Annotated in this window: 23 protein-coding genes and 3 pseudogenes; 6 read left to right on the top strand and 20 right to left on the bottom strand. The window is 33.6% G+C overall.

What is annotated here, in order from left to right; all coding sequences use genetic code 11:
- Positions 1–19: 19 nt before the first annotated feature.
- A complete protein-coding gene (locus JFU18_RS00360; RefSeq protein WP_061674859.1) occupies positions 20–487 on the bottom strand; it encodes an NUDIX hydrolase in 468 nt (155 codons plus the stop codon).
- Positions 488–693: 206 nt separating this feature from the next.
- On the opposite strand from JFU18_RS00360, the gene JFU18_RS00355 reads away from it, so the two are divergent.
- Positions 694–1,485 (top strand): DUF4240 domain-containing protein, encoded by a 792-nt coding sequence (locus JFU18_RS00355; RefSeq protein WP_201031304.1) that lies wholly within the window; start codon positions 694–696, stop codon positions 1,483–1,485.
- Positions 1,486–1,544: 59 nt separating this feature from the next.
- Here JFU18_RS00355 and JFU18_RS00350 read toward each other — a convergent pair whose 3' ends face one another.
- On the bottom strand, positions 1,545–2,582 hold the full coding sequence (locus JFU18_RS00350) for an SDR family oxidoreductase (RefSeq protein ID WP_201033993.1): 1,038 nt from the start codon (positions 2,580–2,582) through the stop codon (positions 1,545–1,547).
- A gap of 221 nt (positions 2,583–2,803) precedes the next feature.
- Between JFU18_RS00350 and JFU18_RS00345 the strand changes: the two genes are divergently transcribed.
- Entirely contained in the window at positions 2,804–3,973 is a 1,170-nt protein-coding gene (locus JFU18_RS00345; protein WP_201033994.1) for an MFS transporter, read from the top strand.
- Between the two features lie 199 nt (positions 3,974–4,172).
- Here JFU18_RS00345 and JFU18_RS00340 read toward each other — a convergent pair whose 3' ends face one another.
- From JFU18_RS00340 to JFU18_RS00300, 9 genes and pseudogenes are all read right to left on the bottom strand, one after another.
- A complete protein-coding gene (locus JFU18_RS00340) occupies positions 4,173–4,844 on the bottom strand; it encodes an ABC transporter ATP-binding protein (RefSeq protein ID WP_201033995.1) in 672 nt (223 codons plus the stop codon).
- Positions 4,844–6,108: pseudogene (locus tag JFU18_RS00335) on the bottom strand (ABC transporter permease). Before JFU18_RS00335 ends, JFU18_RS00340 begins: the two are co-directional and overlap by 1 nt.
- Before the next feature lie 5 nt (positions 6,109–6,113).
- Entirely contained in the window at positions 6,114–7,199 is a 1,086-nt protein-coding gene (locus JFU18_RS00330) for an FtsX-like permease family protein (RefSeq protein ID WP_061674854.1), read from the bottom strand.
- 78 nt (positions 7,200–7,277) lie between these two features.
- The gene (locus JFU18_RS00325) at positions 7,278–7,646 is read right to left on the bottom strand and encodes a hypothetical protein (protein WP_061674853.1); all 369 of its coding nucleotides are present in this window, start codon (positions 7,644–7,646) and stop codon (positions 7,278–7,280) included.
- A 490-nt stretch (positions 7,647–8,136) separates the two neighbouring features.
- A complete protein-coding gene (locus JFU18_RS00320; protein ID WP_061675336.1) occupies positions 8,137–8,436 on the bottom strand; it encodes a hypothetical protein in 300 nt (99 codons plus the stop codon).
- Between the two features lie 89 nt (positions 8,437–8,525).
- Entirely contained in the window at positions 8,526–9,473 is a 948-nt protein-coding gene (locus JFU18_RS00315) for a serine hydrolase domain-containing protein (RefSeq protein ID WP_201033996.1), read from the bottom strand.
- A 23-nt stretch (positions 9,474–9,496) separates the two neighbouring features.
- Positions 9,497–10,387, bottom strand: a complete 891-nt coding sequence (locus JFU18_RS00310) for an AraC family transcriptional regulator (protein ID WP_201033997.1) — start codon at positions 10,385–10,387, stop codon at positions 9,497–9,499.
- 47 nt (positions 10,388–10,434) lie between these two features.
- Positions 10,435–10,905, bottom strand: a pseudogene (locus tag JFU18_RS00305) (GNAT family N-acetyltransferase).
- 17 nt (positions 10,906–10,922) lie between these two features.
- Positions 10,923–11,325 (bottom strand): annotated as a pseudogene (locus tag JFU18_RS00300) (DUF3980 domain-containing protein).
- A 96-nt stretch (positions 11,326–11,421) separates the two neighbouring features.
- Here JFU18_RS00300 and JFU18_RS00295 point away from each other — a divergent pair.
- On the top strand, positions 11,422–11,871 hold the full coding sequence (locus JFU18_RS00295; RefSeq protein WP_016101134.1) for an NUDIX hydrolase: 450 nt from the start codon (positions 11,422–11,424) through the stop codon (positions 11,869–11,871).
- A gap of 33 nt (positions 11,872–11,904) precedes the next feature.
- Here the strand turns inward: JFU18_RS00295 and JFU18_RS00290 are convergent, their stop codons facing one another.
- Entirely contained in the window at positions 11,905–12,816 is a 912-nt protein-coding gene (locus tag JFU18_RS00290; RefSeq protein WP_201031313.1) for a DMT family transporter, read from the bottom strand.
- 124 nt (positions 12,817–12,940) lie between these two features.
- Here JFU18_RS00290 and pdxR point away from each other — a divergent pair, with 124 nt between their 5' ends.
- Both pdxR and JFU18_RS00280 read left to right on the top strand, forming a co-directional pair.
- Entirely contained in the window at positions 12,941–14,383 is a 1,443-nt protein-coding gene (pdxR, locus tag JFU18_RS00285; RefSeq protein WP_201031314.1) for a MocR-like pyridoxine biosynthesis transcription factor PdxR, read from the top strand.
- Between the two features lie 80 nt (positions 14,384–14,463).
- Entirely contained in the window at positions 14,464–14,904 is a 441-nt protein-coding gene (locus JFU18_RS00280; protein ID WP_016101131.1) for a YaiI/YqxD family protein, read from the top strand.
- Positions 14,905–14,990: 86 nt separating this feature from the next.
- On the opposite strand, the gene JFU18_RS00275 is transcribed toward JFU18_RS00280, so the two are convergent.
- Entirely contained in the window at positions 14,991–15,305 is a 315-nt protein-coding gene (locus JFU18_RS00275; RefSeq protein WP_016101130.1) for a DUF3892 domain-containing protein, read from the bottom strand.
- 239 nt (positions 15,306–15,544) lie between these two features.
- On the opposite strand from JFU18_RS00275, the gene JFU18_RS00270 reads away from it, so the two are divergent.
- A complete protein-coding gene (locus tag JFU18_RS00270; protein WP_201033998.1) occupies positions 15,545–16,420 on the top strand; it encodes a hypothetical protein in 876 nt (291 codons plus the stop codon).
- A gap of 301 nt (positions 16,421–16,721) precedes the next feature.
- Here JFU18_RS00270 and JFU18_RS00265 read toward each other — a convergent pair whose 3' ends face one another.
- The 7 genes from JFU18_RS00265 to JFU18_RS00235 all read right to left on the bottom strand — a co-directional run bounded on the left by JFU18_RS00265 (position 16,722) and on the right by JFU18_RS00235 (position 22,760).
- Positions 16,722–17,723, bottom strand: coding sequence for a sensor histidine kinase (locus JFU18_RS00265; protein WP_201033999.1), 1,002 nt, complete (start codon positions 17,721–17,723; stop codon positions 16,722–16,724).
- Positions 17,720–18,391 (bottom strand): response regulator transcription factor, encoded by a 672-nt coding sequence (locus JFU18_RS00260; protein ID WP_002032977.1) that lies wholly within the window; start codon positions 18,389–18,391, stop codon positions 17,720–17,722. The genes JFU18_RS00265 and JFU18_RS00260 overlap by 4 nt, the downstream gene beginning before the upstream one ends.
- Before the next feature lie 34 nt (positions 18,392–18,425).
- A complete protein-coding gene (locus JFU18_RS00255) occupies positions 18,426–19,412 on the bottom strand; it encodes an alpha/beta fold hydrolase (protein WP_201034000.1) in 987 nt (328 codons plus the stop codon).
- A 106-nt stretch (positions 19,413–19,518) separates the two neighbouring features.
- Positions 19,519–20,343: a DUF2785 domain-containing protein gene (locus JFU18_RS00250; RefSeq protein ID WP_201034001.1), complete on the bottom strand. Its 825-nt coding sequence runs from the start codon at positions 20,341–20,343 to the stop codon at positions 19,519–19,521.
- 275 nt (positions 20,344–20,618) lie between these two features.
- Entirely contained in the window at positions 20,619–21,161 is a 543-nt protein-coding gene (locus JFU18_RS00245; RefSeq protein ID WP_131245591.1) for a GrpB family protein, read from the bottom strand.
- Between the two features lie 49 nt (positions 21,162–21,210).
- Positions 21,211–21,873 carry an AAA family ATPase gene (locus tag JFU18_RS00240; protein WP_201031318.1) on the bottom strand — a complete coding sequence of 221 codons (663 nt, stop codon included), beginning with the start codon at positions 21,871–21,873 and terminating at the stop codon, positions 21,211–21,213.
- A 143-nt stretch (positions 21,874–22,016) separates the two neighbouring features.
- Entirely contained in the window at positions 22,017–22,760 is a 744-nt protein-coding gene (locus tag JFU18_RS00235) for a metallophosphoesterase family protein (RefSeq protein WP_201034002.1), read from the bottom strand.
- Between the last annotated feature and the right edge of the window lie 11 nt (positions 22,761–22,771).

Below are 22,771 nucleotides of genomic sequence, written 5' to 3'. Positions count from 1 at the left end.
TTTTTCCCTCCAAACACGCTTACTTTTGTAACACGATATGTTCTGTATGAACTGATACATCCTTTACTTTATCTTTTATAAACGCTGGCTGTAAGTTATATGCATCTAACTCTTCTACCGGCACCCACTTAAATAAATATTTTCTACCTTCTTCTTCAAGAATATATTGATCCGCCCCATTTGCAGGTAATTCATGCAATTCTACTTCATAATAAAAACTAATCTCATGAAACTTTCGCTCAGAAAGTGTAAAGAAGTTTTCTACTGACCATATTAATCTCTTCACTTCAATAGGTACGCCTAGTTCTTCCGCAAGCTCTCGTTTTAACGCATCTTCACTATTTTCTAGCATTTTCACTCTTCCGCCTGGTACGTACCAATACTCTTCACCTTCATCTTGAAGGATAAGTATTTTACTACCTTGTTTACAAATTGCTCCGACTCGATAATTAAAACATGTTTCCTCTACTTTAAACGTAAGATCCATCCTGAATGCCCCCTATATATTATTTAAATATCAAATCATTACAAAACTATTATGTATGTGCTATACAAATAAGATTACTAAATTTTTCTATTGCATTCAATGATTTTCGAACTTTCCGAAAACTACACTTACCTTTTTGTCATTACAGGTATTTATACATATGTTACAATCACAATGCATACTAGAAAAGCAATATGGGGGTACGAATGGAAACGTTATTAATCCAGCAAACTGAGAAATCAAATAAGTTTTGGAAAATCGTTGTGAAAGATAGAGACTACGTTGTGTTTTACGGAAAAATTGGCACAGCTGGTAGTGTGAAAGCGAAAGAATTTGAAACAGAAGAAGAATGCATAAAAGAAGCTAACAAACTAATCGCTTCCAAACGAAAAAAAGGATATACCGACCCTATTCTATGGGAAGATTACATAAAAGAAAAAACGATAACAGAAGAAGAATTTTGGGAGATAATCGCTCGTGCAAAAACGAAAGGCGAAGACCAAGAAGAACAAATAGAATGGCTCACTTCTCACCTTGCTAAACGTACAGTACATGAAATTGTAGCTTTTGATACACATATGCATCGTACTTTAAAAGCTTCCTATACGCCTCACTTATGGGCAGCTGCTTATATAATTATGGGCGGTTGTTCAGATGATAGTTTTGATTACTTCCGCGGGTGGTTATTATATCAAGGAAAAGAAACATACGAAGCGTGTATTGAAGATCCAGAACGGTTAATTCCTGTATTAGAAAATTTGAGTGAGTATGACGTACCAAATATTGAAGAACTTTCATTATACTTTGGATACACTGTATATGCAGAAAAAACCGGGGATGAAAATGATACTTACTTTACACTTTATCATGTCTTATCTAATGAAAAATTCGACGATATAGATATCGAGTTTGACTGGAATGAAGATGACGAAGACGGTTTGAAAAAGATGTTTCCTAAGTTATGGGAAATATATGGGGAAGAACCAATTGAATGGTAGATAAATATTAGGACTCTGTTTAACCAATAGACAGAGTCCTGTTTTCATAGAATCCTTATTTACACTCTCTTTGTTTCATTCCACTTATCTAACAGCTCCTTTTCTCTTTCAATTGAAATACCTGCTTTTAATTCCCATTCGTCCACACTCTTCATCCACTCATATACATCTGTAACTGTATGTTCTAATTTCCTAAAAGTAAGCCCTTCTTTCACAGCATTATCAATACTTATAGAAAACCCACCTTTCCACGGCTTCGTTTCACCTTCCAATGAAAAAGTTTCTGGAAGCCATAAAGGTATCTCTGTCCAAGGCTGCACTTTATGTTCATTCATAAACGATTCATCAACCCAAACGAATGCAGCATCACTATTCGTACCCTTTTTACACATATTTAATAGCTCTTCCATCGTCAATTCATAATTTGGACCTGTAACATTGAATGTACCTGCTTTATTGGTTTCTGCCATGTTTAGTCCCCAGTTTGCCACGTCTTTTATATCAACTATCTGCACTGGACGCTCTTTTCTTCCTGGAACTAACACTTCTCCTCCCTTTACTACACGCCCAATCCAGTATGGAAGCCGATCTGTATAATCAAACATCCCTGAAAGAAGTCCTGCTCTTACATGTAAAACACGCCCCGGCCAATAATTCTCTGCTTCTTTTTCACATAATACTTTAAGCGCACCGTAATACTCATAAGGAGATATTTCACCATTCTCTACAGCTTTTACCTTATCACTTGGTGGTTCAGGTAGTAATTTATAATCTTCTTTTATGTGATACGGAATCCAATCTTTATATACGGAAAGGCTTGAGATGAATGTATAATGCTTTATATTATCTTTAAGTACTTCTCCTACATTCCTAATGTGATGAGGAGAAAATCCACACGTATCTATGACCATATCCCATTTTCGATTTTCTAAACTTGAAATATCATCATTTCTGTCACCGATTAACTGCTCTACTTCAGGAAAAATCTCTTTATTCGTTCCGCGATTAAATAATGTAACTTCATGCCCTCTTTTTAAAGCCTCTTCTACGAAAGCTCTCCCTAAAAAACGTGTACCACCTATAATTAGAATCTTCATGTTTCTCCCCCATTCATGATTAAAAATCCTTTCTTTTGTTAAACGATTTTTTGTTGTGAAAAGTTACGGGATAATTCGTTTTTTCGGAATAAGATATTATTTCTCAATTTATAAAATTACTATAAATTCTTTTTTATGATTGAGCTTGCTCTTTAAATAATAGAATGGTAACCTTTCATACTGAAGTACATTATTAAAAAATTATTAAAGAGAGGTGTTTTATGAACAAACGTGTTTATTTACTGACGATTGTTTCTTTTGTCGTCGGTCTAGTAGAGATGATTTTCGGCGGTATTCTTCCTTTAGTCGCAAATGATCTCGGTATTTCCTTAGGGCAAGCAGGGATGTTAATCTCCGTTTTTTCTTTAACTTTTGCCGTATCAGGGCCCTTGCTGCTTTCTGCAACATCAAAGATTGAACGAAAACGACTCATGCTTTTGACTTTATCTGTGGCGTTGTTTGCCAATATGATAACTGTCTTAAGCACAAGTTACACTTTACTTTTAGTTACTAGAATCATTTCGGCAATGTGCGCAGCACTTTTAATTTCCCTTTGTTTAACAATCGCGTCCAATATTAGTTCAGAAGCTTACCGTGCTCGTGCGATTAGTTTAGTATTAATGGGTGTTAGTGCTTCTCTCGTCTTAGGTGTTCCTTTTGGATTAATGCTCGGTAACGCCTTTGGATGGCGCGCTCCATTTGTCTTTATTGTCATTTTAACTGCAATTTCAATTGTATGTATCCAATTATTATTAGGAAAAATGGAACCGAAACCAAGTATATCGATTCAAGCACAACTACAAACATTAAAAAACAAAAAAATCATACGCATTCAACTTACGTCTGTTTTATTCTTTGGAGGCCATTTAACACTATATGCCTACCTTACTCCTTTCTTACAAGGAACACTTGGTCTTGATGGAAACTGGCTAAGCGTAATGTATTTGATTGTCGGTATCGCTGCTATCATCGGCGGAGGTATAGGTGGATTGTTGTCAGATCGTATAGGTCCTAAGAAAACGATCATTACTGTAATTCCTGTATTTGCAATATCCATTTCCATTCTTCCTTTTACAACATTTAACACAGCACTTTTCCTTATCGTTATGATAGTTTGGAGTATGCTGAGCTGGGCACTTCAACCAGCTATTCAAAGCTATTTAATCGTATCTGCACCTCATACATCGGACATTCAGCAAAGTCTAAACAATTCAGCAGTCCATGTAGGAATGGCGTTTGGCTCGACAATTGGTGGTATTGCAATTGAACGTATCGGTATTGAAGCGAATGCTGTAATAGGTGGCATGCTAGTAATAATGGCTTTATTTGCTAGTCTTGCTTCCATGCAAAAGAAAAAACAAAAAGTGAATACAAAATCAAAAGTAATTTAAACTTATTATGAGGCTTACAGCAGGCATTGGAGTTCAGGTTTGTTATCTCCAGTGGATGTCAATGAGCACAAGAGCAAACTCGTTCTTGTACTGATTAACATTGGCTGTATGAAATGCCTCCATACATTACAAGAAATTTCTCTATTCCTGAAACTTAATAGCATTATCCCCTTTTCCTTAACTCTCATTACTTCTACATTTAACTCCGCACAACTTCCCCATCAACTAACTCAATTATTCTATTGCACTGATTCGCTACTTCAATATCATGCGTTACAATAATAATCGTTCTTCCTTCTTCATTTAGTTGTAATAGCAGATCCATAATTTCTTCTCCTGTTTTTCTATCTAAATTCCCTGTCGGTTCATCAGCCAAAATTATTTCTGGTTCGCCTACTAACGCTCTAGCAATTGCGACTCGCTGCTGTTGTCCACCTGAAAGCTCGTCCGGTGTTTTATGCGTATGTTCTTTTAAACCTACTTTTTCTAAATAGAACTTCGCCTTATTTTCTCTTTCACGTTGCTTTAGCTTTCTATATGTGAGTGGTAGTGCTACATTATCCAGTACAGTATGTTCTTTTAACAACGCAAAATATTGAAAAACAAATCCAATCATTTCATTTCTTGTTTTATGAACTTTATTTGCTCTAATTTCAGTTAATGTTTTTTCATTTAACGTATATTCACCCTCATTTGGCAAATCAATTAACCCTATAACATTTAATAGCGTACTTTTCCCCGATCCTGATCGACCCATTATCGCTATAATTTCGCCCTTATTTATCGTTAAGTTTATACCGTTTAATGCGAACGTATTGTGATTCTTGTTGCTATACACCTTCTTAATGTCTTTCAATACAATTAAACTCATTATTCCATCCCACCTATTAATGTTTTCGGTTCAAGCTTTCTAATAAATAAGAAGACAATGAAATTTGAGACAATGATGATAAGAAGTAAGAATAGGAATACTAAGCATAATATTGGTAGATTTAATTTAAAGTCTAATACAGACGCCACATTTAGATCTTTTGCTGTTTGTAGAAGAGCCCCATATCTCAATAAAAAGTATGCTAGCGACATCCCCATGCCAGCTATTCCTACACAAGTGTTTTCTAAAACAATTTGAATAAAAACTCCAATTTTACTGTCTCCAAGAACCAATTTTATACCAAATTCCCTTTTCCTCATCAAAATGGAGACTATGGTGGTTACAACAATTCCCGCTATTGAAAATAATATAAATAGAATTCCTACTATAAGTTGTGGAATTTCAGAATAGCTATTAACAGTAACATCTTTATTTATTTCTTCCCCTAAATTTTTTAGATATAACGTAACGTCGTTTCCTTTAAGTTGAATCGTTTCTTGTAGTTTTTTTATATCAGCATCTTTTCGTAAAGTTAATATGGTGCTTTGATGTAACCTTAAAAACATTGATTCATATTCTCCATACCTTTCAGACGGCATAGGCAGTATCATTGCTTTATCCAACTTCAAATATGTATTCGTTGAATTATTATTTACAATGAATTTATTTTCTGGTAAAAAACCAATAATCCTATATTGATCATTAATTGTATCCCCCACCTGAAAATATTCCTTAAAGTAAGAACCAACTAAAACATTCATTCTCTCTTCACTTTTTTTTGAAAATCTTGGTGTGAAAAACCATTTCCAGTTTTTAAAGGAAAATTAAGTAATCTATAGTAGTTTTCATCTACTATAATTGTATTGATAGTGGGTCTTTCATCGTGAAATGTTTTATTTTTCAAATCAGCAAGCATACTATTTTTGAGTAATCTATTACTTGATTCTAGTTCTATTATCCTCTCTTCGTATGTACCATACGAAATCACATCTTTATTTTGTTGGAGTTTATTATAAATCTCTTGAATTTGCTCTTTATTAAATTGATCGCTTCTTAACCTATCTGTGGCCATATCAAAAGAAATTAAGTATGTGTTGTTCAAATCTAACACTGAACTGGAATTGTCGTTAAGATAATATAAATTATAAAATACATTAATAGAGCTCGTTATAGTTGATAATCCAAACGTAAATTGTATTAGTAGAAGCAGTGAAAATAGAAATCTCTTTTTTAAAGCTATTAAAGCGCTTTTTATTCTCATCATATTTTTTACTCCTTTAAGGCTTTAGCAGATTCACTTTTTAGCACATAGACGAATGGTATTAAAGAGGTGATGAAAGATATAGAAAGAGCGATAAACACACTCATTACAATATGAAAAAAATCTAAACTAATATTATAGCTTGTATATTCTACAATACTTTTACTCAGAGTGCTTAAAATCCATTGTATACCTATTGCACAAGCCGCTGCAGTGATTGCACATATGAATAATTGGCTAAATATAAATATAAACAGATTCAAACTACTTGCTCCCAAAGCTTTCCTTAGAGATAGATTCTTTCTCTTCGTATAAACCCAAAAATAACTTACAATTATGCAGTTAATTAAAGCTATGAAGAGAAGTCTATATGGAAAACTTAGTAGTTCTTCCACTGCTTGACTTGAGTTTTTTTCTTTCTCATAATTCTCTTTTTCATTTATCACTTTGGTATTTGTATCTGTTCTATTCTGCTTAACATGCTGAATGAAAGTATCTATCTCCTTTTTAGGATCTTCTTTAGACCTAACTAACATTTGAAATGTGTTTTCATTTTGTATACTTCGTTTCACCTCATCTGGCATGTCGTTTAGAGATACGTAAATTTTATAATTGTATTCATATCCAGTATTTGCTCCACTCACACCTTTAACTGTATATTCCTTACTAAATAATTTTACTATTGCAGAATCCTTATAAACTTTCTTTCCCACAATTACATTATTCTCTTCACCTTGTTTCATGTTAGAACCTTTTAGCAATGGCGGAGACCAGTTCATATTAATAAGACCGATGATAGTCACTTGACCGATATCTGGAATAGTAGTGCGGATATCATTTGTAATAACGCTAGAGTTTATAAAATCTGATTCTGCTAACTCTTGAAATTCTTTAAAATTTAATTCTCCCATACCAGTTAGCTGAATGGAGTAGTAATAATTAAAATAACCATTTTTACTATCATAAAATTTCTCATCATAATAATCTCGAGTTGATATAGCTATAAGTATCGGCAATATCGTTAATACAAACCCAATAAATAACATAATGAATATTTTTTTGTTCACTGCTATTTCTTTTAATACTAAATTCATATATCCTCCGAATTTTAAAAACCGTGAAAGAGGTATAGGTCCTTTTTTTCACGGTTTTTATTATTGTTTGTATAGTTCTTACTTAATTGTCATGACCTTCGATGTGTACGCACTATCGCCGACCATTATCCATTCATGGGATGAGTTACCGCTGCTTACTGGTCCGCTTGATGTAAAATTAACATTTACACGATCAGAACTTGAAGCATTAGGCAATTGTCTAAAACCTGAGGATCCATCATTAAAACGAGCACTTACAGTCATCTTGTAATAATGAGGTTCATTTGTTTTCGCCGTATAAGCAGATGCAGAAGCTTTAGCTCCGGAACCCACCCATGATGCACTTGAATCCCAGCTGATTGAGGCAAACGAAACTGAAGAAACCGCACCTACTGCACAAGCTGTTATACCTAGAGTAGCTAATGTCTTTTTCATTAGACTTTTCATATATACCTAATCCCCCTTGTTTAAAATAGTCACTTAAATATTTAAGTATTTTTAGGCCGTGACCTAATTATATAAGAAAAAACAACAACGGAGTAAGAATATTCTTTAAATTAACATTATTTACATAATTTTTACATTCATTCCAGAAAAACGTCATGAAATCTAAGTTAAGATATTTTTAAAATTGACCCTTGATTTTCATACACTAAGATTTTTCCTAATCCTGATTTATTTCTCTCTGTATCTTCAAATGAGCAACTTCCAGGTCATTAATACCCGAATAATATACCCTGGATTATTTTGTAATAAAAAAACATTCTGTAATTATCCGGAAAATTTAATTTTCAATACTTCCTTAGCACCTTATTAATATTAATTTTTAGTTGCTCATGTCCACTCATTAATCTATAGTGTACATCTAATCTAAACCATACATATTTAAACAAATAATACTCCTACCAGATTGGCAAGAGCGTTTATTTCTCAACCTCTATTTACTTTTATACATTTGAATTGAAATTATAGAAATTAAACTGAGCAACCCCATAAATAAACAAGTCGCGCCTAGAATTGTATAAGAATTTCCGTATCCTTGTAATAAAGCTAAATACGTACTTGTATCCATATGACCGCCCTGCTCTGCAACAGATTCACTTGTTGCCTTACTCCCCATTTCTGGTGCATTTATTAGTACATACACACCGATAATAGCTACTAAAGCTGAAATGATTTCTACAACATTAGACTTTGTCATCATACCCTCACCTTTCAAACAACGTCTTTTATCCATCTAGTGAAATCTCTTTCTATCTCTTACTTATATATAATAGCAAAAAACATGGTATAAAATCCCAATTAATAACATGTTTTGAACTAAATTTAATTATTTGAATGTACACTAGAGAGAATATATTTCGTAATTAGCCCCCATCTATCCTTCGCTTCCGGTATAATCTCAGATGCAATCGCCACCACCAATTCCTTCTCCGGAATACAACAAATCATATTTCCACCATCACCCATTGCACAGTATGAAAAGATTCCATCCTCTTCTCGTAACCACCATAAGTAACCGTATTGATTTGAATTCATCGCTATTGATTCTTGTACCCACGATTTTGAAAGAATTTCCTTTCCATTATGAATACCTTCATTCAAATACATCTGTCCAAACTTAGCCATATCTTTAACTGTTAACGTTAGTCCCCAGCCGCCCGTCGAAATACCATTTGGATCGTGAACCCATCCTTTCACATCTTTTCCGAATAAGTCATCGAATTCAAAAGATTTCATATTGTAGTTTGGAATTTCTCTCATGCCAAGCGGCTGAAATAAGTATTCATTCGCAAATTCACGCGCACTTTTTCCTGTTGCGCTCGTAATAATTGCTGATAATAAATGAGCTCCTGCAGATGAATATTTAAAAAATCCAATTTCTCCGCCTTTCCCTACCCTATTTAACGTATACTGCACCCAATCCTTTTGTGTGCATAATTCTTCTAACGGTTCCTGCCAATCTACGAAAGGATGTGGCGCTGTCATTGTAAGAAGGTGTCGTACTGTTATTTCAGATGAATTACAATTATATTCTGGGAAAAATTCTATTACTTTTTGATCAACGCTCTTTATATACCCTTTATCTACACATATCCCAATTAACGCGGAGATTATCGTTTTTGTGACCGATGCTACATGACATGCATCATCTGGACCGTAACCATTATAATAATTTTCAAAAACAACATTACCTCTCTGCACTACTAACATACCATTAATATTTTTGTATTCTTCTTTTATAATGCAATCTAACTCTTCAGCAGTTTTCATCGTTCTTCCCCCTTAATCTATGATTAAAAAGGTTCGATAGGTACATATATATCAACTATATGTTTATGTTCGGGATGCTGCCTTGGGTCATTTTTATACATTTCAAAAGGATACGAATCTCTCGGTTTATATCCGCTATTTGGCAACCATTCACCGTACAAGAAATTCCATGCTCCTTTATATTCATCTCGGAATATTTCAAAATGACCTACCGCATACTTTCCAGAAGGTATTACCATTATTCCAATGTCGCTCGTTTCTACTGCGGACTCATCTGGAATTGTTATACATAGACTTGTTCTTAAATGATAGTCTTCTGTGAACTCATGATGATCGTGGTAAATGGTTAATACCTTCGTATCCTCGAATGCATGATAGTTTTGCTCCGCTGCGTAATGAAATAGTTTTTCTATCATTTTCGGAAAGTCTATAGCTAAATCTTTATATGTACCTACATGTCTTATGTATGCGACGTTTACTTTGTCCGCTGCTACAATTTCGACCTCTCCTCGAACCTTCTTACACTCATTGTATTGAGAATCTTCGCTAACGTCTTTGCAATTCTTGCTATTGTGATTTCTATAGTGAGACGGACTTACTCCGTAATAACTTTTAAATGTACGGGAGAAAACTGCTGAATCTGTGAACCCGAAGTAATACGCAATGTCTGTAATCGTCATATCTGTACGATAAGTAAGAAGGTGTGTTGCCCTCTCTAACTTCAAACGATTCACATACCGAGATAACGGCTCATCCATCATCCCTTTAAAAATTCTATGAAAATGAAATTTTGAGAAGCCTGCCACATTAGCTAAATCTTCAATTGAAAGTGAATCATTTATATGTGATTCTATATAGTCTTGCACTTTATAAACACGTCGTAAATACTCGTTTCTACTTTGAGAACTCTCCATATTTATCCCTCCTCACAACAAAAAGGCTAACTTTACGTCAGCCTACTTTACACATTTTTTAAAAATAAAACTCTACTCCCGCCGTTCCCATCATAATTTGTATGTACGGATACACCTTCTATTTCATCATCCCCATCTTCAATTTAAAATCCGATTTCTTGATGAAATTCAATCGACTTTTTATTAACTGGTGACGTTATCGCTTTTACAACTTTACGGTTATTTGCACGAGCGACATCGAAGAAATAAGAATATAACGTCGATGCGATTCCTTTTCGTCTAAACTTCGGATTTACACCGATAAAATGAACGTACGCTTCATCTTTATGCGTTTGCGAAAAAAATCCACATAAGAAACCTAACGTTTTTCCATCTTCTTCAATGATAAAACTCGTTTCTTGAAAATGGACGAAAAACAACTTCGGCAACATACTAGCCATATCTCTTCCGCCCCACCAATCATTTAATACAGAATGAATCTTTACATAATCTTCCCCTTGAATGTTTCTTACTCGCATGTATTTCTCCCTCTCACTCACTTCATTTTTTCATATATTTTAATAACCGTTTCGACTAACAGAATGAATACCCAAATACCTGAAAATACAAGAACAGACTGGAATATCGATCCAATTATCATAAAACCAACTGCACCTGTTATTGAAAATGATATTCCACCAAGCCCTGGATCCTGTATAAGTGCTCCGAGCAGAAAAAGCAGTTATAATAGATACCATTAAATAAATAACACTCATTATTTTTAATATTTTTATAGAAAGATACGAAGTTTGTTCTTGCTCCACTTGTGATAATTCGATTTCCCCGCTCGCAATTCCTTTTTGTAGACAATCTTCACACAAAAATTCTTCCTTTATTTTTTTACCCCCATGTATTGTACCCGTTATTTCTTTACACCTTGAACATTTTCGATTTATCATGTTGTTATCACTCCACTCCTATAAGATTATACTTATATAATTCTATATTTGTCTTAATATTCCTTTTATGTATTTTATAGAGAAAGGTCGTGTTTTATGATTTCGAAACTCACATTTGGTTATAAAAAACCTACTGTTCAGTATGTATTACGGCCAAGCTGTTATGCGGTTATTTTTGATCCAACTACTTCAAACATAGCTATCATTCAAAATGGAGAACGTTATTTTTTACCCGGTGGCGGTATGGAAGGTACGGAAACGAAAGAAGCATGTTTGCATCGTGAATTACTAGAGGAATTAGGTTGGGCGATTGAAATTGATCGTTATATCGGTAATGCAGCACGATATTTTTATGCCGAAAAAGAAGATACATATTATTTAAATGATGGGTTCTTTTACATTGTACAAAAGATACATGAAGTTGAAGTTCATGAAGAAGACCATATTTTACAATGGATGCCTCCATCGCTTGCTATAGAACATTTACTTCATGATCATCAAAAATTGGCTGTTGAACAAGCACTTTTATTACGAAATAAAAAATGATCTCCTTCTATATGAAAGAGATCATTTTTACTACTAACTTACTTTTTTCAAATTGAGAGCTGGCTTTTTGATTCCGCCTTTTTTTACAACATATAAACCGATAAAGATAATAAGACCGCCAACTAGTTGCATCATGTTTATTTGCTCTCCAATAGTTACAGCCGCAAAGATAACTGCGAACAATGGTACGAGATACATATAAACCATTACTTTCGTTGAGCCGATTTTACTAATACCGACATACCACATTGCAAGTCCGAAGATTGTCGCAAAGACGATTGAATATGCTAGTGATCCCCAGCTTGGCGTATCTACTGGCCACGTTAATGTATTTACGTTGAATAAACAGTATATAACGAGAGGTACAATTCCAATTAAAGTAGACCATGATGTGACTCTCATTGCGGAGTATTTTGTGATAAGTGGTTGCGCTAAAATGGGATACCATCCCCACGCAATTGCTGCGACTAATCCAATTAGATTTCCGAGCCACGCATACTCGTATGTAGCTCCTCCCGTATGACCTGTTAATAAAACGAATGCTGCACCAATAAATGCTACTATTGAACCAATTTGTACTTTCATCGAAAAACGTTCTTGTTTGTGCAATACTGCTAATATCCCTGTAAATATAGGTGACATCGCAATTAATAATGAGGCGTTCGTTGCTGAAGTATATTTTACAGATAGCATAAACATCGTTTGATACATTGCCGTACCAACGATACCGACTGCTACTAATCGTAACCAATCTTTTCTTTCAATACGTAATGAGCGTTCCATAATAAATGTAATAAGTAATAATACCGGTGATGCTACTAAAAATCGTAAACTATTAAATTGAATGGATGACATATATGCCACGCCATACTTTCCAATTGTATAATTTGCTCCCCATACTAATGCAACTGATACTAGGAGCCACTCCATTTGCCATCGTTTCATCCGAATCTCCCCTTCCCTATTTAGCATAGTAAAATTGGCTGGATATAACACCGTCCAATTGGCTGTTTTTTTACCCAGCCAATTTGTTATACTTAATGTATATAAGATTTGCGGAGGCGTTTGTATGGAATGGAAGCTAGATAACGACAGTAAAATCCCAATTTATCAGCAAGTTGTTGACTTTATTGAAAAACGTATTACATACGGAGAACTTCCCCCAGGTAGCTTCCTCCCTTCAGAACGGAAATTAGCTACGCAGTTAAATGTAAACCGAAGTACGGTAACAACTGCTTATAATGAACTACGTGCTATGGGAATTGTAGAAAGTACGACTGGTAAAGGTACACGTGTGAGTACACATATGTGGGGTGTTTCTCCAACATTAACGCCGAACTGGAGAGGTTTCGTAGAAGGCGGGACTTTCTTACCAAACTTACCGTTACTTCGCCATATTCGGGCAGAAGTACAACAAAATGAGAACATTATAGATTTCGCAAACGGAGAGCTCGGTTGTAATCTCTATCCTCACGATCAACTACAAACAATTTTGCGAGAACAACCGTTAACGCAGTCATTAAGTTACGATCATCCCCAGGGGTATCTCCCGCTAAGACAAGCGGTCGTAAAATATATGAAGGAATATTTAAAAGTTGAAGCGACCGAACAATCGATTATGATTACATCCGGTGCCCAACAAGCACTCCACCTTATCGTTCAATGTTTATTAAACCCAGGAGATGCAGTCGCTTTCGAAAGTCCTTCACACTGTTACTCATTACCACTATTCCAATCAGCAGGTATTCGTATTTTCCCATTACCTGTCGATGAACATGGTATTAATCCAGATGATGTGCAAGAGTTGTATAGAAAGCATCGTATTAAAATGATTTTTTTAAATCCAAATTTCCAAAATCCTACGGGAACAATGCTACATCCAAACCGTAGAAAAAAACTTTTATCACTTTGTGCGGACTTACGAATCGCGATCGTTGAAGATGACCCGTCCAGTTTACTTACGTTAGAAAATAAACAACCTTGCCCTACTTTAAAATCGATTGATGAAAACGGAACAGTCATTTATGTTCATTCCTTATCAAAAATGATTGCGCCAGGGTTACGAGTTGGCTGGCTTGTCGCTCCGCAGTCTGTCGTAGAGCGATTATCAGATGCGCGTCACCAAATGGAATTAGGAATGAGTATATTCCCGCAGTGGCTTATACAACAATTTTTCGAAACTGTACCATTTCAGTCGCATATCGTACCGTTACGAAAACAACTAGCAGAAAAAAGAGACATTATCGTTCGTGCCCTAAACGAGCAACTTCACGATAAAATCTCTTTCTCAAGCCCAACCGGTGGTATATACATATGGGGAAAATTAAACGAACCGATAAACGAAAAACAACTCATTATGCAAAGTTTAAAACAAGAAATTGCTTTTATGCCAGGTAGTATTTTCGGCGCGAAAGATGGTTATATTCGTTTATCTTATGGAAAAGTGAATATTAATCAAATTGAGGAAGGTATTTCTCGTTTGCGTGAGGCTATTTTAGTTTGTGAAAAATAACTTTAAATAAAGCTTTCTCGTTTGACAAAAGAAAAATCTACCATTATCATCAACTCGAACCTAGTTTTAGGAGTGATAAAATGAAAATTTACGTTGATGCAGATGCTTGTCCTGTAAAAGATGTGATTATTTATGAAGCTACGAATGCTGAAATTCCTGTTACCCTCGTTACTAGCTTTTCTCATTATTCTAATGCGGAACAGCCATCAGGAGTAGAAACAATTTATGTTGATTCCGGAGCGGATGCTGCGGATTACCGGATTATGCAGTTAGCAAAAAAAGAAGATTTAATCGTAACGCAAGATTATGGTCTTGCTTCGCTTGCTTTAGCAAAAGGCTGTATCGTTCTACACCATAAAGGCTATAAGTATACGAATGAAAACATTGAACAATTGTTACAAACACGGTATTTAAGTGCAATGGTTCGAAAAAGCGGTAAGCGTACAAAGGGACCGAAACCATTTACAGCAGAAGACAAAGAGAAGTTTAGAGTGCTCTTTAAAAGTATAATCGCACTTTAAAAATGAACCGTCTATTTGCAAGGAAAACTTCGCAAAACAAAGAAGAGAATATCCAAATGAACATTCTCTTCTTGAGGTTTACCTGTTTAAAATGAAGGTAAATTATCTAAGTTATTTTCCTTTATTCCATCAGGTTCACTACGTATAATATCTCTACCATACTTATGAAATACGTCCACATGAACTAACTTCCCTGATTTCGCTTCACTAAGAGCAGTAATATAATCTAACTCTCTCCCGCTACTTGTCTTAAAAGCAATTAAATCCCCATCATCATTTTTACGAACGGCAACAATTTGTTCTGCTCCTGAATTGACTTCATTGTCTACTTCAAATTGAGCTTGCTCTTCTCCTTGATGTAAGTAATCATTATAAACTTTTTCAAAGTCTTTTTTGTCCATAAATTTCACCTCCAACACATTTTATTAGTATGTTTGGAAGGTATTAGTTTTATGTACTTCTTCCATCAAGTTCACAAAAATACACTCCCTCAAAAAGATAACCCGAATCATAATTTTTTCAATCTAATACAAATTCATTTTAGAATCCTATAGAGTATCTCTTAATTTAAGTGTTAATATTTTCCTAGTAATATTATAATTTATTTATATCGAAAAGAAATATGAAATGGAGAATGATTATGTTGAATATAGATATTAATCGTTTAACTGATATTTGTTTAGACTATCAGCAGTCTAGATTTTATGTTACTAGAATACCTAAAGATTTCTTATCAATTGCAAATACACGTTTTTCTATACCAACAGATGACCAAATTATCGCTTTTTTAAGTTGTAACTTGTTTGGATCAGGAAAATATGGCGTTTACTTTACAAATTCAGGTCTATACTGGAAAAATTGGCTGTTAGGTAAAGGACATATAAAATGGGATCAATTAAATAAAGTGCAACAAATTGAAATTGATAAAGATAGCTTTTTATCTTTTAATGCACAAAAAAGCTTTAATATTAACGGAAGTGATTATCCTCCACTGTTATTTAAAGAATTACTTATAACTCTTACAAATTCATTCCAAAATTCAAAGCAAAATAATATACATCCAGTTATAAAAGTTGATGAGATAAAATCAATCTGTTCTTTGTTTGAGACGTACGATGAATTATTAGAACCTGATAATGGATTATTTGTAGACACTCATATTTCACACAAAAAATTAAAGGAAATTGGGGCACGATACATTGTTTCAAAAGAAGAAGAAATCGTTGCTTTTTTAGATACATCTGTCCTTGGAAATATTGGGAAAGGATCCGATGGAGTATTAATTTGTCAATCAGGTATATATTTTAGAGAAACTTTTGTACACTTGTATTTTCCATGGCATGTCTTTAGGAATATCCCTATTACTTTGACTTCAAATGAATTAGAAATCGGAAAAGGAAACATATTTCATCTTCAACATGCTAGAATGCCTAGTCAAGAGATTCTATTATTCATCAAGAATTTAAAACAGTATGTGAATAGTTTATATGAAGAACATCCACAATTACATATGTAATAAACTCGTGTATAGTTAAGTCTAATATTTCAATTCAATTACAAAAACGATCATTTTTGTAGGGAACCCACAGAAATGATCGTTTAAAAAATTTTATTCTTTATTTATCTGCTCTTTTATGATGGAATCCGGTGATGAAGCACACGCTCTAATTCGATAGCCTTTTTTAATATCTATGCCGTTTCTTCAAAATTCCCAATATAGCATCTGTGTGAAAAACGTACTCCACTCTTCTTCAGTTAAAAATTTTTGGTTCTGTAACGACCTGATAGATGTTACTAATAAAACTTACACTAGAAATTTAAATATTCTTTTGAGTTTTTTTAAATGAAAACATAGTCCCCTCACTATTTGATTGTAAAGTGTATTTTACATTGAACATCTTTGATATATCTCCAATATTTTTCAATCCTATTCCCATTCCTTTGACATTTATATCAAAGCCAATCCCATTATCTCTAAAGAAAACAATATCATTGCCTATGAGGATCTCAAGTTTTTTAGCTTGTGAATGTTTAAGCACATTTTGAAAAATATTATCGAATAGCCTTTGAATCCATAACTCATTACTATTCCATACCAACTCTTTATCTTGTGGATTATATACTAATTCAATTTTATGAATGCTATACAAATAGCTCCATTTTTTAATCATATTTTCTATTAAATTATGTATATTCACTTCATCATTCACAATATAAGTATTTTCTAAGGTCTCTGTAGATTGAATATTAAATTCGTTAGTTAAATCACTTATATATTGTATCTGCCCATACATTGATTCAAGTACTTGTGCTTGTCCTTCGTATTCGCCTTCTAAATAATATAATTGTAATCTAACCGCTGTTAAGGGTGTATTAATATCATGCCGTAATTTATTTAATAGTTCCTTTTTTATTTGTTCCTGTTGTTGTAGTTCTAATTCTCGATAAGTCGTTCTTTCTATTAGCAAGTTTACTGATCTAATCAGTTCCCCCATTTCATCATCGCTTTTGACATCTATTATATTAGGGATTTTTTTATCACTTGCTAAATCTCGAATCGTTTGATTTAATACATTAATTTTATTTAATAATGAATTAATCGATTTTGAAAATACAAAAGCTAATACTAATAGTGATAATAAAAATATGATTAACATAGTAGGATATGCAAAGGATTCATGAAAAGGAATGTTCTTGTTTTCAGTTTTAAAGGCAACATTATAAATAACTGATACAAAGATACTAATCGACAATAATAACAATGGTACGCTAATAATAGCAGTGAATAGTAATAACTGATATTTCTTCTTTAATTTCATTTCTTCATAAAGGTATTTAATCTATACCCTTCTCCATATATGTTCTGAATTATGTTACCTGTTTTATCATCGATTTTGGTCCTAATTTTCTTTATATGTACGTTCATGATATTTTGATTTCTATCTTCGAGTTGCCATAAGTAATCAAAGAAGTGTTCTTTTGTTAGAATTCTATCCCTATTTTCATACAAATAGAAAAATATTTTACGCTCAATCGCTGTAAACACAACTTCATCACGCAAACCATTAATGAAAACCCTTTTATATTCTGCATCTATAAATAAATGTTTAATTTGCGTGAAAGTACCATATTGATTATCTAACATTTTCTGAATTCTTAACAATAATTCTCGAGGATCAAAAGGTTTTATCATGTATTCTTCTCCAATGGTAAGACCTTTTAGTTTACTATCAATATCATTCCGAGCTGATAAAAATATGATTGGAATATTTAATCCTAGATTTTTTATTTTCTTTGTAATTTGATAACCATCTTCACCTGGTAACATAACATCCATTATGACTAAATCTATTTCATGGATTACATCTAGAACATTCTTTCCTTCTTTCTCCCAATACACTTTATACTTCTCACGCTGCAAAATTTTTTGTAATAAATCTCCTATCATCAAATCATCTTCAACAATTAATATGTTATATTCTTTCATTATGTAGACCTTCCATCACTAAAATAACAATAGCTTAGTTCTTCACTACTTTATTATTAATAAAATCCATTACAAGTTTGTATATTTCATCAGGAGCGTATAAATAAATACTATGTGTACCTTCAATTTTTTTCACATCAGCTATCAATAACTTGCTAGCAAACTCCTCATAATCTCTGTTTTTTTGCTTTGTATATTTCGAGTTTTTATTTTCCCTAGCAATCGCATCTATAAATAAAATTGGTGTTTCTTTTGGGAATGATAAAGAATTAGATTTGTTACTGTTATTGTAACTTTGTAAAAGTTCTTGCTTCATATCATCATTAAAAGCTTGTTTATATGAGAGGGCTTTATAAATAGTTTTTTCCTGTTCGGTTAAAAAGGATTGCTGAATTACTTCGGGATTATAAGTAATAGAAGGAACTAAGCGTTGAAAACCAATTTTCGTTAAAATATTCATCCCTTTTATTATTAATGAATCAACCTCGTCTATTTTATGAGTTACGTACTGATTAGGTAAACCAATATCTAACGCAATAATCCCTTTTACTTCACTTGGGTATTTTTGTGCCCAATAAATAGCCTCTATACCCGATAGAGAGTGTGGCACTAAAATATAGGGGGGTTTATTTCCACTTCTAATAAGCGCTTCTCTCGTTTGTTCTAATATCGTATCAATATCTCTATCATCATGAAAAACATCACTGTATCCATAACCAGCTCTCTCAATTACAGAAACCTTGTTTTCTTTCGAAAATTCACTATATAATCCTTTCAATTCATAAACAGGAGCGGCAATTCCAGATCCGGCCATAAATACAAAAGTATCCTTCCCGCTCCCCTCGTTATAAACATTCACTTTTTTATTATTGAAATTAACAAGTTCCCCTTCATTGTTCATTAATTTCGATTCCATTCTTAATTGATAGTTATGATATATGAATACAGCGCCTGTTCCAAGAAAAATAATGCTACTACACACAAAAAATATTATCTTTCCTATCTTCAATATTTTTTTCATTTGACACCCCTTTCAGCCTATAATGAAAGGGTACAATGTAAAAATAAATTTCTAATAAATTTTTCAAAATTAATATTTTCTCTGTGTTTCTAAGTATGGACGATTTTTAATACCTACGTGATTCCTTCAAAGTCTCCAATATATCATCTGTAAAGGCTGTAATACCCTCTGTCTCTAAAGCTCTGAAATATAAACTTCTTAAGAAAGCTCTAATATTTTGTACTAAAATAGCATGCTGAGGATGTCGGATATCTTCAACAATTGCTATACTATGTAGCCAGTTGCTCCACTCTTCTTCAGTTAAAAGATTTTGATTACGTAACGACATAATTGGCGTTACTAATCTCTCATCCTCAAAGTGTATGTATACGTAGTCATTCATACGAACTTTTTGACGAACAGCAGCTAGTATTGCATATGAAAACTCACGATTTTGTATTGTACGTGCTAAAGCATCTAGTGCATCTGCCGCATGTGCAGTAGAATGCGCCCAGCCTTTTCCTTCTACGTAACCCCTTACATCTTCTTCTAAATAGACATATTCCAGAACTTGTTCTGCCACACTATACAGCTGTTCTTCAGATAACAGTGGTTCTCTTTCATGAACAGATAAAATAAGCGGCGGAATTAATACGGAGAACGCACGTTTAAATACAGAATCTGTGCCCTTTTCACCAATTTTATAAAATAAATAATCAGGACTAATCGCTTGTAACATTAATCCTCGTAATTCTTTTTGTCTAAATACATCATTTGTAATCCATGTGTGAAGCGTACTATAAATCAAATCATCACGTAATTCAGCATCAGGTGATCCGATATAATCTAACATCCACTGTGCATATGGATATGCGTCTACGTCTTCTGGCACAGCATAATTATTATTTTGAATTTGTTGTAATTCTTCTTTTAGTTCTAGTACTTCTGTCATTATATTTCCTGTCCCCTTTTTACGTTTTTCAACTTATTTTCGCCTTATCCCCTGTAATTTCCCTCATAAAATTAAGTCGACTTTTAATATAGTTTTAGTCCCTATCTTTCTATGAACTTGATTCAATTATATAAATTTCTCCCGAGAAATAAAAGGAAATACATTGGAACACCAAAGCTTCTCACTTTGTTTACATGCATTTCATGTAAGTTTAAGTTATAAAATAAAGTATTTTTTTCATTTGTATTCAAACGTATTTGCAATCAAAAATCAAATCATTTTAGAACTTGTTTAATAAACTCTGTTTTAGCTTTTGTGTATGCTTCTCTATCTTGGTTATATCTTTTAGCTAAATCTTGTTTCAGATTTGAATAATCATAAACTAATTGTGGATTTTCTCGTAAGCGGTTACGAAATAAAAGTTGTTGCTCCCATCGTTCAGTTCCTTTAACCATCAAATGCAGATGAGCTACACGCCTATTATTCTTCACTTTCACAAAAAACCTTCTCCAAGGTCTTTCATCTAATTCCGGGCCTACATAATGCCAATCATATATAGCCAATTTTGCTGAAATATCGAGCACTCTATCAAATGAGTCTGTTTCAGCCATTAGATCAATGATAGGTTTTGCAGGTAAACCAGGTATGGATGTACTTCCTATATGTATTACTTTGCTAATACCGAGAGGAGTAAGCAGTTCATAAAGTTGCTGTTCTTCATATCGGCCTTTATCTTGCCAATCAGGATTTGCATTAACTATCTCTACTGACTCATTCGCCCATACAGGCCAATCGTTCGGATTATCTTTTTTATCCACCCGACGCATCCCCTTTCACGAACTTTTTGCTATATAAACGATTTTAAATTCATTTAAATACAACTACCGGATCATCAAAATTACTATTCTGAAATATGACATTCGCACATTCTTTCGGATTATGCTCATCTATATACATCTTACAAGCTGCATGATATCTGTTTATAAACATTTTCTCTGCTTCTTCATAACTTCCAAAAGCCTCAGTCTCGCGCTCTGCACCACGGTTTCTCGCAATCTCAAAATCTGTATCTACGAAAATTTTATAGTCAAATAGATACTCAATTTCTTTTTTCAATAAAAATGTTCCATCTACTATTAGCACCATATTTGGCGAGGCCACTAGCGGCGTATTATGTACAGGGATGTCCGTTATTAAGTTATGAGAAATCGTTTCATACTGTAAATTCCCGTTAGGTCCTAAAGGCTTTAATAGCCTTTCTTTAAAAGAGGTATAATCGTGTGCATCTTCATAATACCCTCTTGCAGACTCTTTTCCTTGTGCATAACGAATCACTCTCGGGTTATGAAAATCGTCAATGCTGGCGCGTGTTACTTGTACTCCCCGATTTTTCATTTCCTCTGCCAGTTCGTTTGCAAATGTTGTCTTTCCTGAAGCTGTTATACCATTTACTCCAACTCTTATTGGATGGGTTAATTTTAACGTTAAAATATGATCAGCAATTTCTTTCATGTATTGTTTTCGGAGCATGACATTCCCTCCTGTATATTGTTTACATAATATAATTGCAGTAAATTAATTTTATCGCTATTTGTTGGTAAATCGATATATTAAAAAAATCGTTGATATATTTTAAGTTATGATAGATATATTTTTATTGATTTATATTTTCCTTATTTCCCCTTAAAACCTCGATATAAAGCAGTCCGTAATTCTTGTTTGTATTCTTCAATTTCTGGCATATCGAGTTCTTCTGCTAGTCTGATGGCTAGTTCAATATCATATGGTACACGTACGAGTTGAATCGAAAAGCTTGCTGCTTCTTTTTCATTGTATGTTCCTTCAAAAATTAAATAGGAAGCTTGTGTAATTTCAAGTGGATTACCTACACTACCAGCATTACATAACGTTTTCCCTCTAAAATTTTGCACATACGCCTGATGAACGTCACCGTAACAAACGACATCTGGTTTTCTTTCCCCTTCTATATTCTCTGTGAGCTCACTATTTTCGAACATACTAATACGCTCTTCTCTTGTTGCATGTGGTTGAATTCTTTCATATAAACTTCTTGGTGAAGCGTGGAACATACGAATCAGTTTCCCACTCATATAAAACTCGATTGAAAATGGTAAGCTTCTTAAATACTCATTTTGTTCTTCTGACAATTGTTTTTGATGCCATTTTAACGCTTCAAATTCAGTCGGTTTTGTAATGAAATCATCCCAGTTTCCCATTACGGTTCCTTCACATTCTTTACGAACGATTTCAATTACTTCGCTAGAATGCGGACCTTTTCCTACTAAATCTCCAAGACAAATAATACGTTCAATTCCTCTTAATTTAATATCTTTCAGTACTAATTCTAATGCCGGAATATTACCATGTATATCTGAAATTACCGCAATTTTATCCAAATGAATCCCTC

This window comes from Bacillus sp. TH22, from assembly GCF_016651015.1.
GTDB classification, from domain to species: Bacteria; Bacillota; Bacilli; order Bacillales; family Bacillaceae_G; genus Bacillus_A; species Bacillus_A mycoides.
Note: the sequence above shows the minus strand (reverse complement) of the source record. Positions and strands in the feature narration are given on the sequence as shown.

Excerpts from the sequence above, each read along its gene's own strand:
- JFU18_RS00360 (WP_061674859.1), bottom strand. The coding sequence starts at position 487 with ATGGATCTTACGTTTAAAGTAGAGGAAACATGTTTTAATTATCGAGTC.
- JFU18_RS00355 (WP_201031304.1), top strand. The coding sequence starts at position 694 with ATGGAAACGTTATTAATCCAGCAAACTGAGAAATCAAATAAGTTTTGG.
- JFU18_RS00350 (WP_201033993.1), bottom strand. The coding sequence starts at position 2,582 with ATGAAGATTCTAATTATAGGTGGTACACGTTTTTTAGGGAGAGCTTTC.
- JFU18_RS00345 (WP_201033994.1), top strand. The coding sequence starts at position 2,804 with ATGAACAAACGTGTTTATTTACTGACGATTGTTTCTTTTGTCGTCGGT.
- JFU18_RS00340 (WP_201033995.1), bottom strand. The coding sequence starts at position 4,844 with ATGAGTTTAATTGTATTGAAAGACATTAAGAAGGTGTATAGCAACAAG.
- JFU18_RS00330 (WP_061674854.1), bottom strand. The coding sequence starts at position 7,199 with ATGAATTTAGTATTAAAAGAAATAGCAGTGAACAAAAAAATATTCATT.
- JFU18_RS00325 (WP_061674853.1), bottom strand. The coding sequence starts at position 7,646 with ATGAAAAGTCTAATGAAAAAGACATTAGCTACTCTAGGTATAACAGCT.
- JFU18_RS00320 (WP_061675336.1), bottom strand. The coding sequence starts at position 8,436 with ATGGATAAAAGACGTTGTTTGAAAGGTGAGGGTATGATGACAAAGTCT.
- JFU18_RS00315 (WP_201033996.1), bottom strand. The coding sequence starts at position 9,473 with ATGAAAACTGCTGAAGAGTTAGATTGCATTATAAAAGAAGAATACAAA.
- JFU18_RS00310 (WP_201033997.1), bottom strand. The coding sequence starts at position 10,387 with ATGGAGAGTTCTCAAAGTAGAAACGAGTATTTACGACGTGTTTATAAA.
- JFU18_RS00295 (WP_016101134.1), top strand. The coding sequence starts at position 11,422 with ATGATTTCGAAACTCACATTTGGTTATAAAAAACCTACTGTTCAGTAT.
- JFU18_RS00290 (WP_201031313.1), bottom strand. The coding sequence starts at position 12,816 with ATGAAACGATGGCAAATGGAGTGGCTCCTAGTATCAGTTGCATTAGTA.
- pdxR (WP_201031314.1), top strand. The coding sequence starts at position 12,941 with ATGGAATGGAAGCTAGATAACGACAGTAAAATCCCAATTTATCAGCAA.
- JFU18_RS00280 (WP_016101131.1), top strand. The coding sequence starts at position 14,464 with ATGAAAATTTACGTTGATGCAGATGCTTGTCCTGTAAAAGATGTGATT.
- JFU18_RS00275 (WP_016101130.1), bottom strand. The coding sequence starts at position 15,305 with ATGGACAAAAAAGACTTTGAAAAAGTTTATAATGATTACTTACATCAA.
- JFU18_RS00270 (WP_201033998.1), top strand. The coding sequence starts at position 15,545 with ATGTTGAATATAGATATTAATCGTTTAACTGATATTTGTTTAGACTAT.
- JFU18_RS00265 (WP_201033999.1), bottom strand. The coding sequence starts at position 17,723 with ATGAAATTAAAGAAGAAATATCAGTTATTACTATTCACTGCTATTATT.
- JFU18_RS00260 (WP_002032977.1), bottom strand. The coding sequence starts at position 18,391 with ATGAAAGAATATAACATATTAATTGTTGAAGATGATTTGATGATAGGA.
- JFU18_RS00255 (WP_201034000.1), bottom strand. The coding sequence starts at position 19,412 with ATGAAAAAAATATTGAAGATAGGAAAGATAATATTTTTTGTGTGTAGT.
- JFU18_RS00250 (WP_201034001.1), bottom strand. The coding sequence starts at position 20,343 with ATGACAGAAGTACTAGAACTAAAAGAAGAATTACAACAAATTCAAAAT.
- JFU18_RS00240 (WP_201031318.1), bottom strand. The coding sequence starts at position 21,873 with ATGCTCCGAAAACAATACATGAAAGAAATTGCTGATCATATTTTAACG.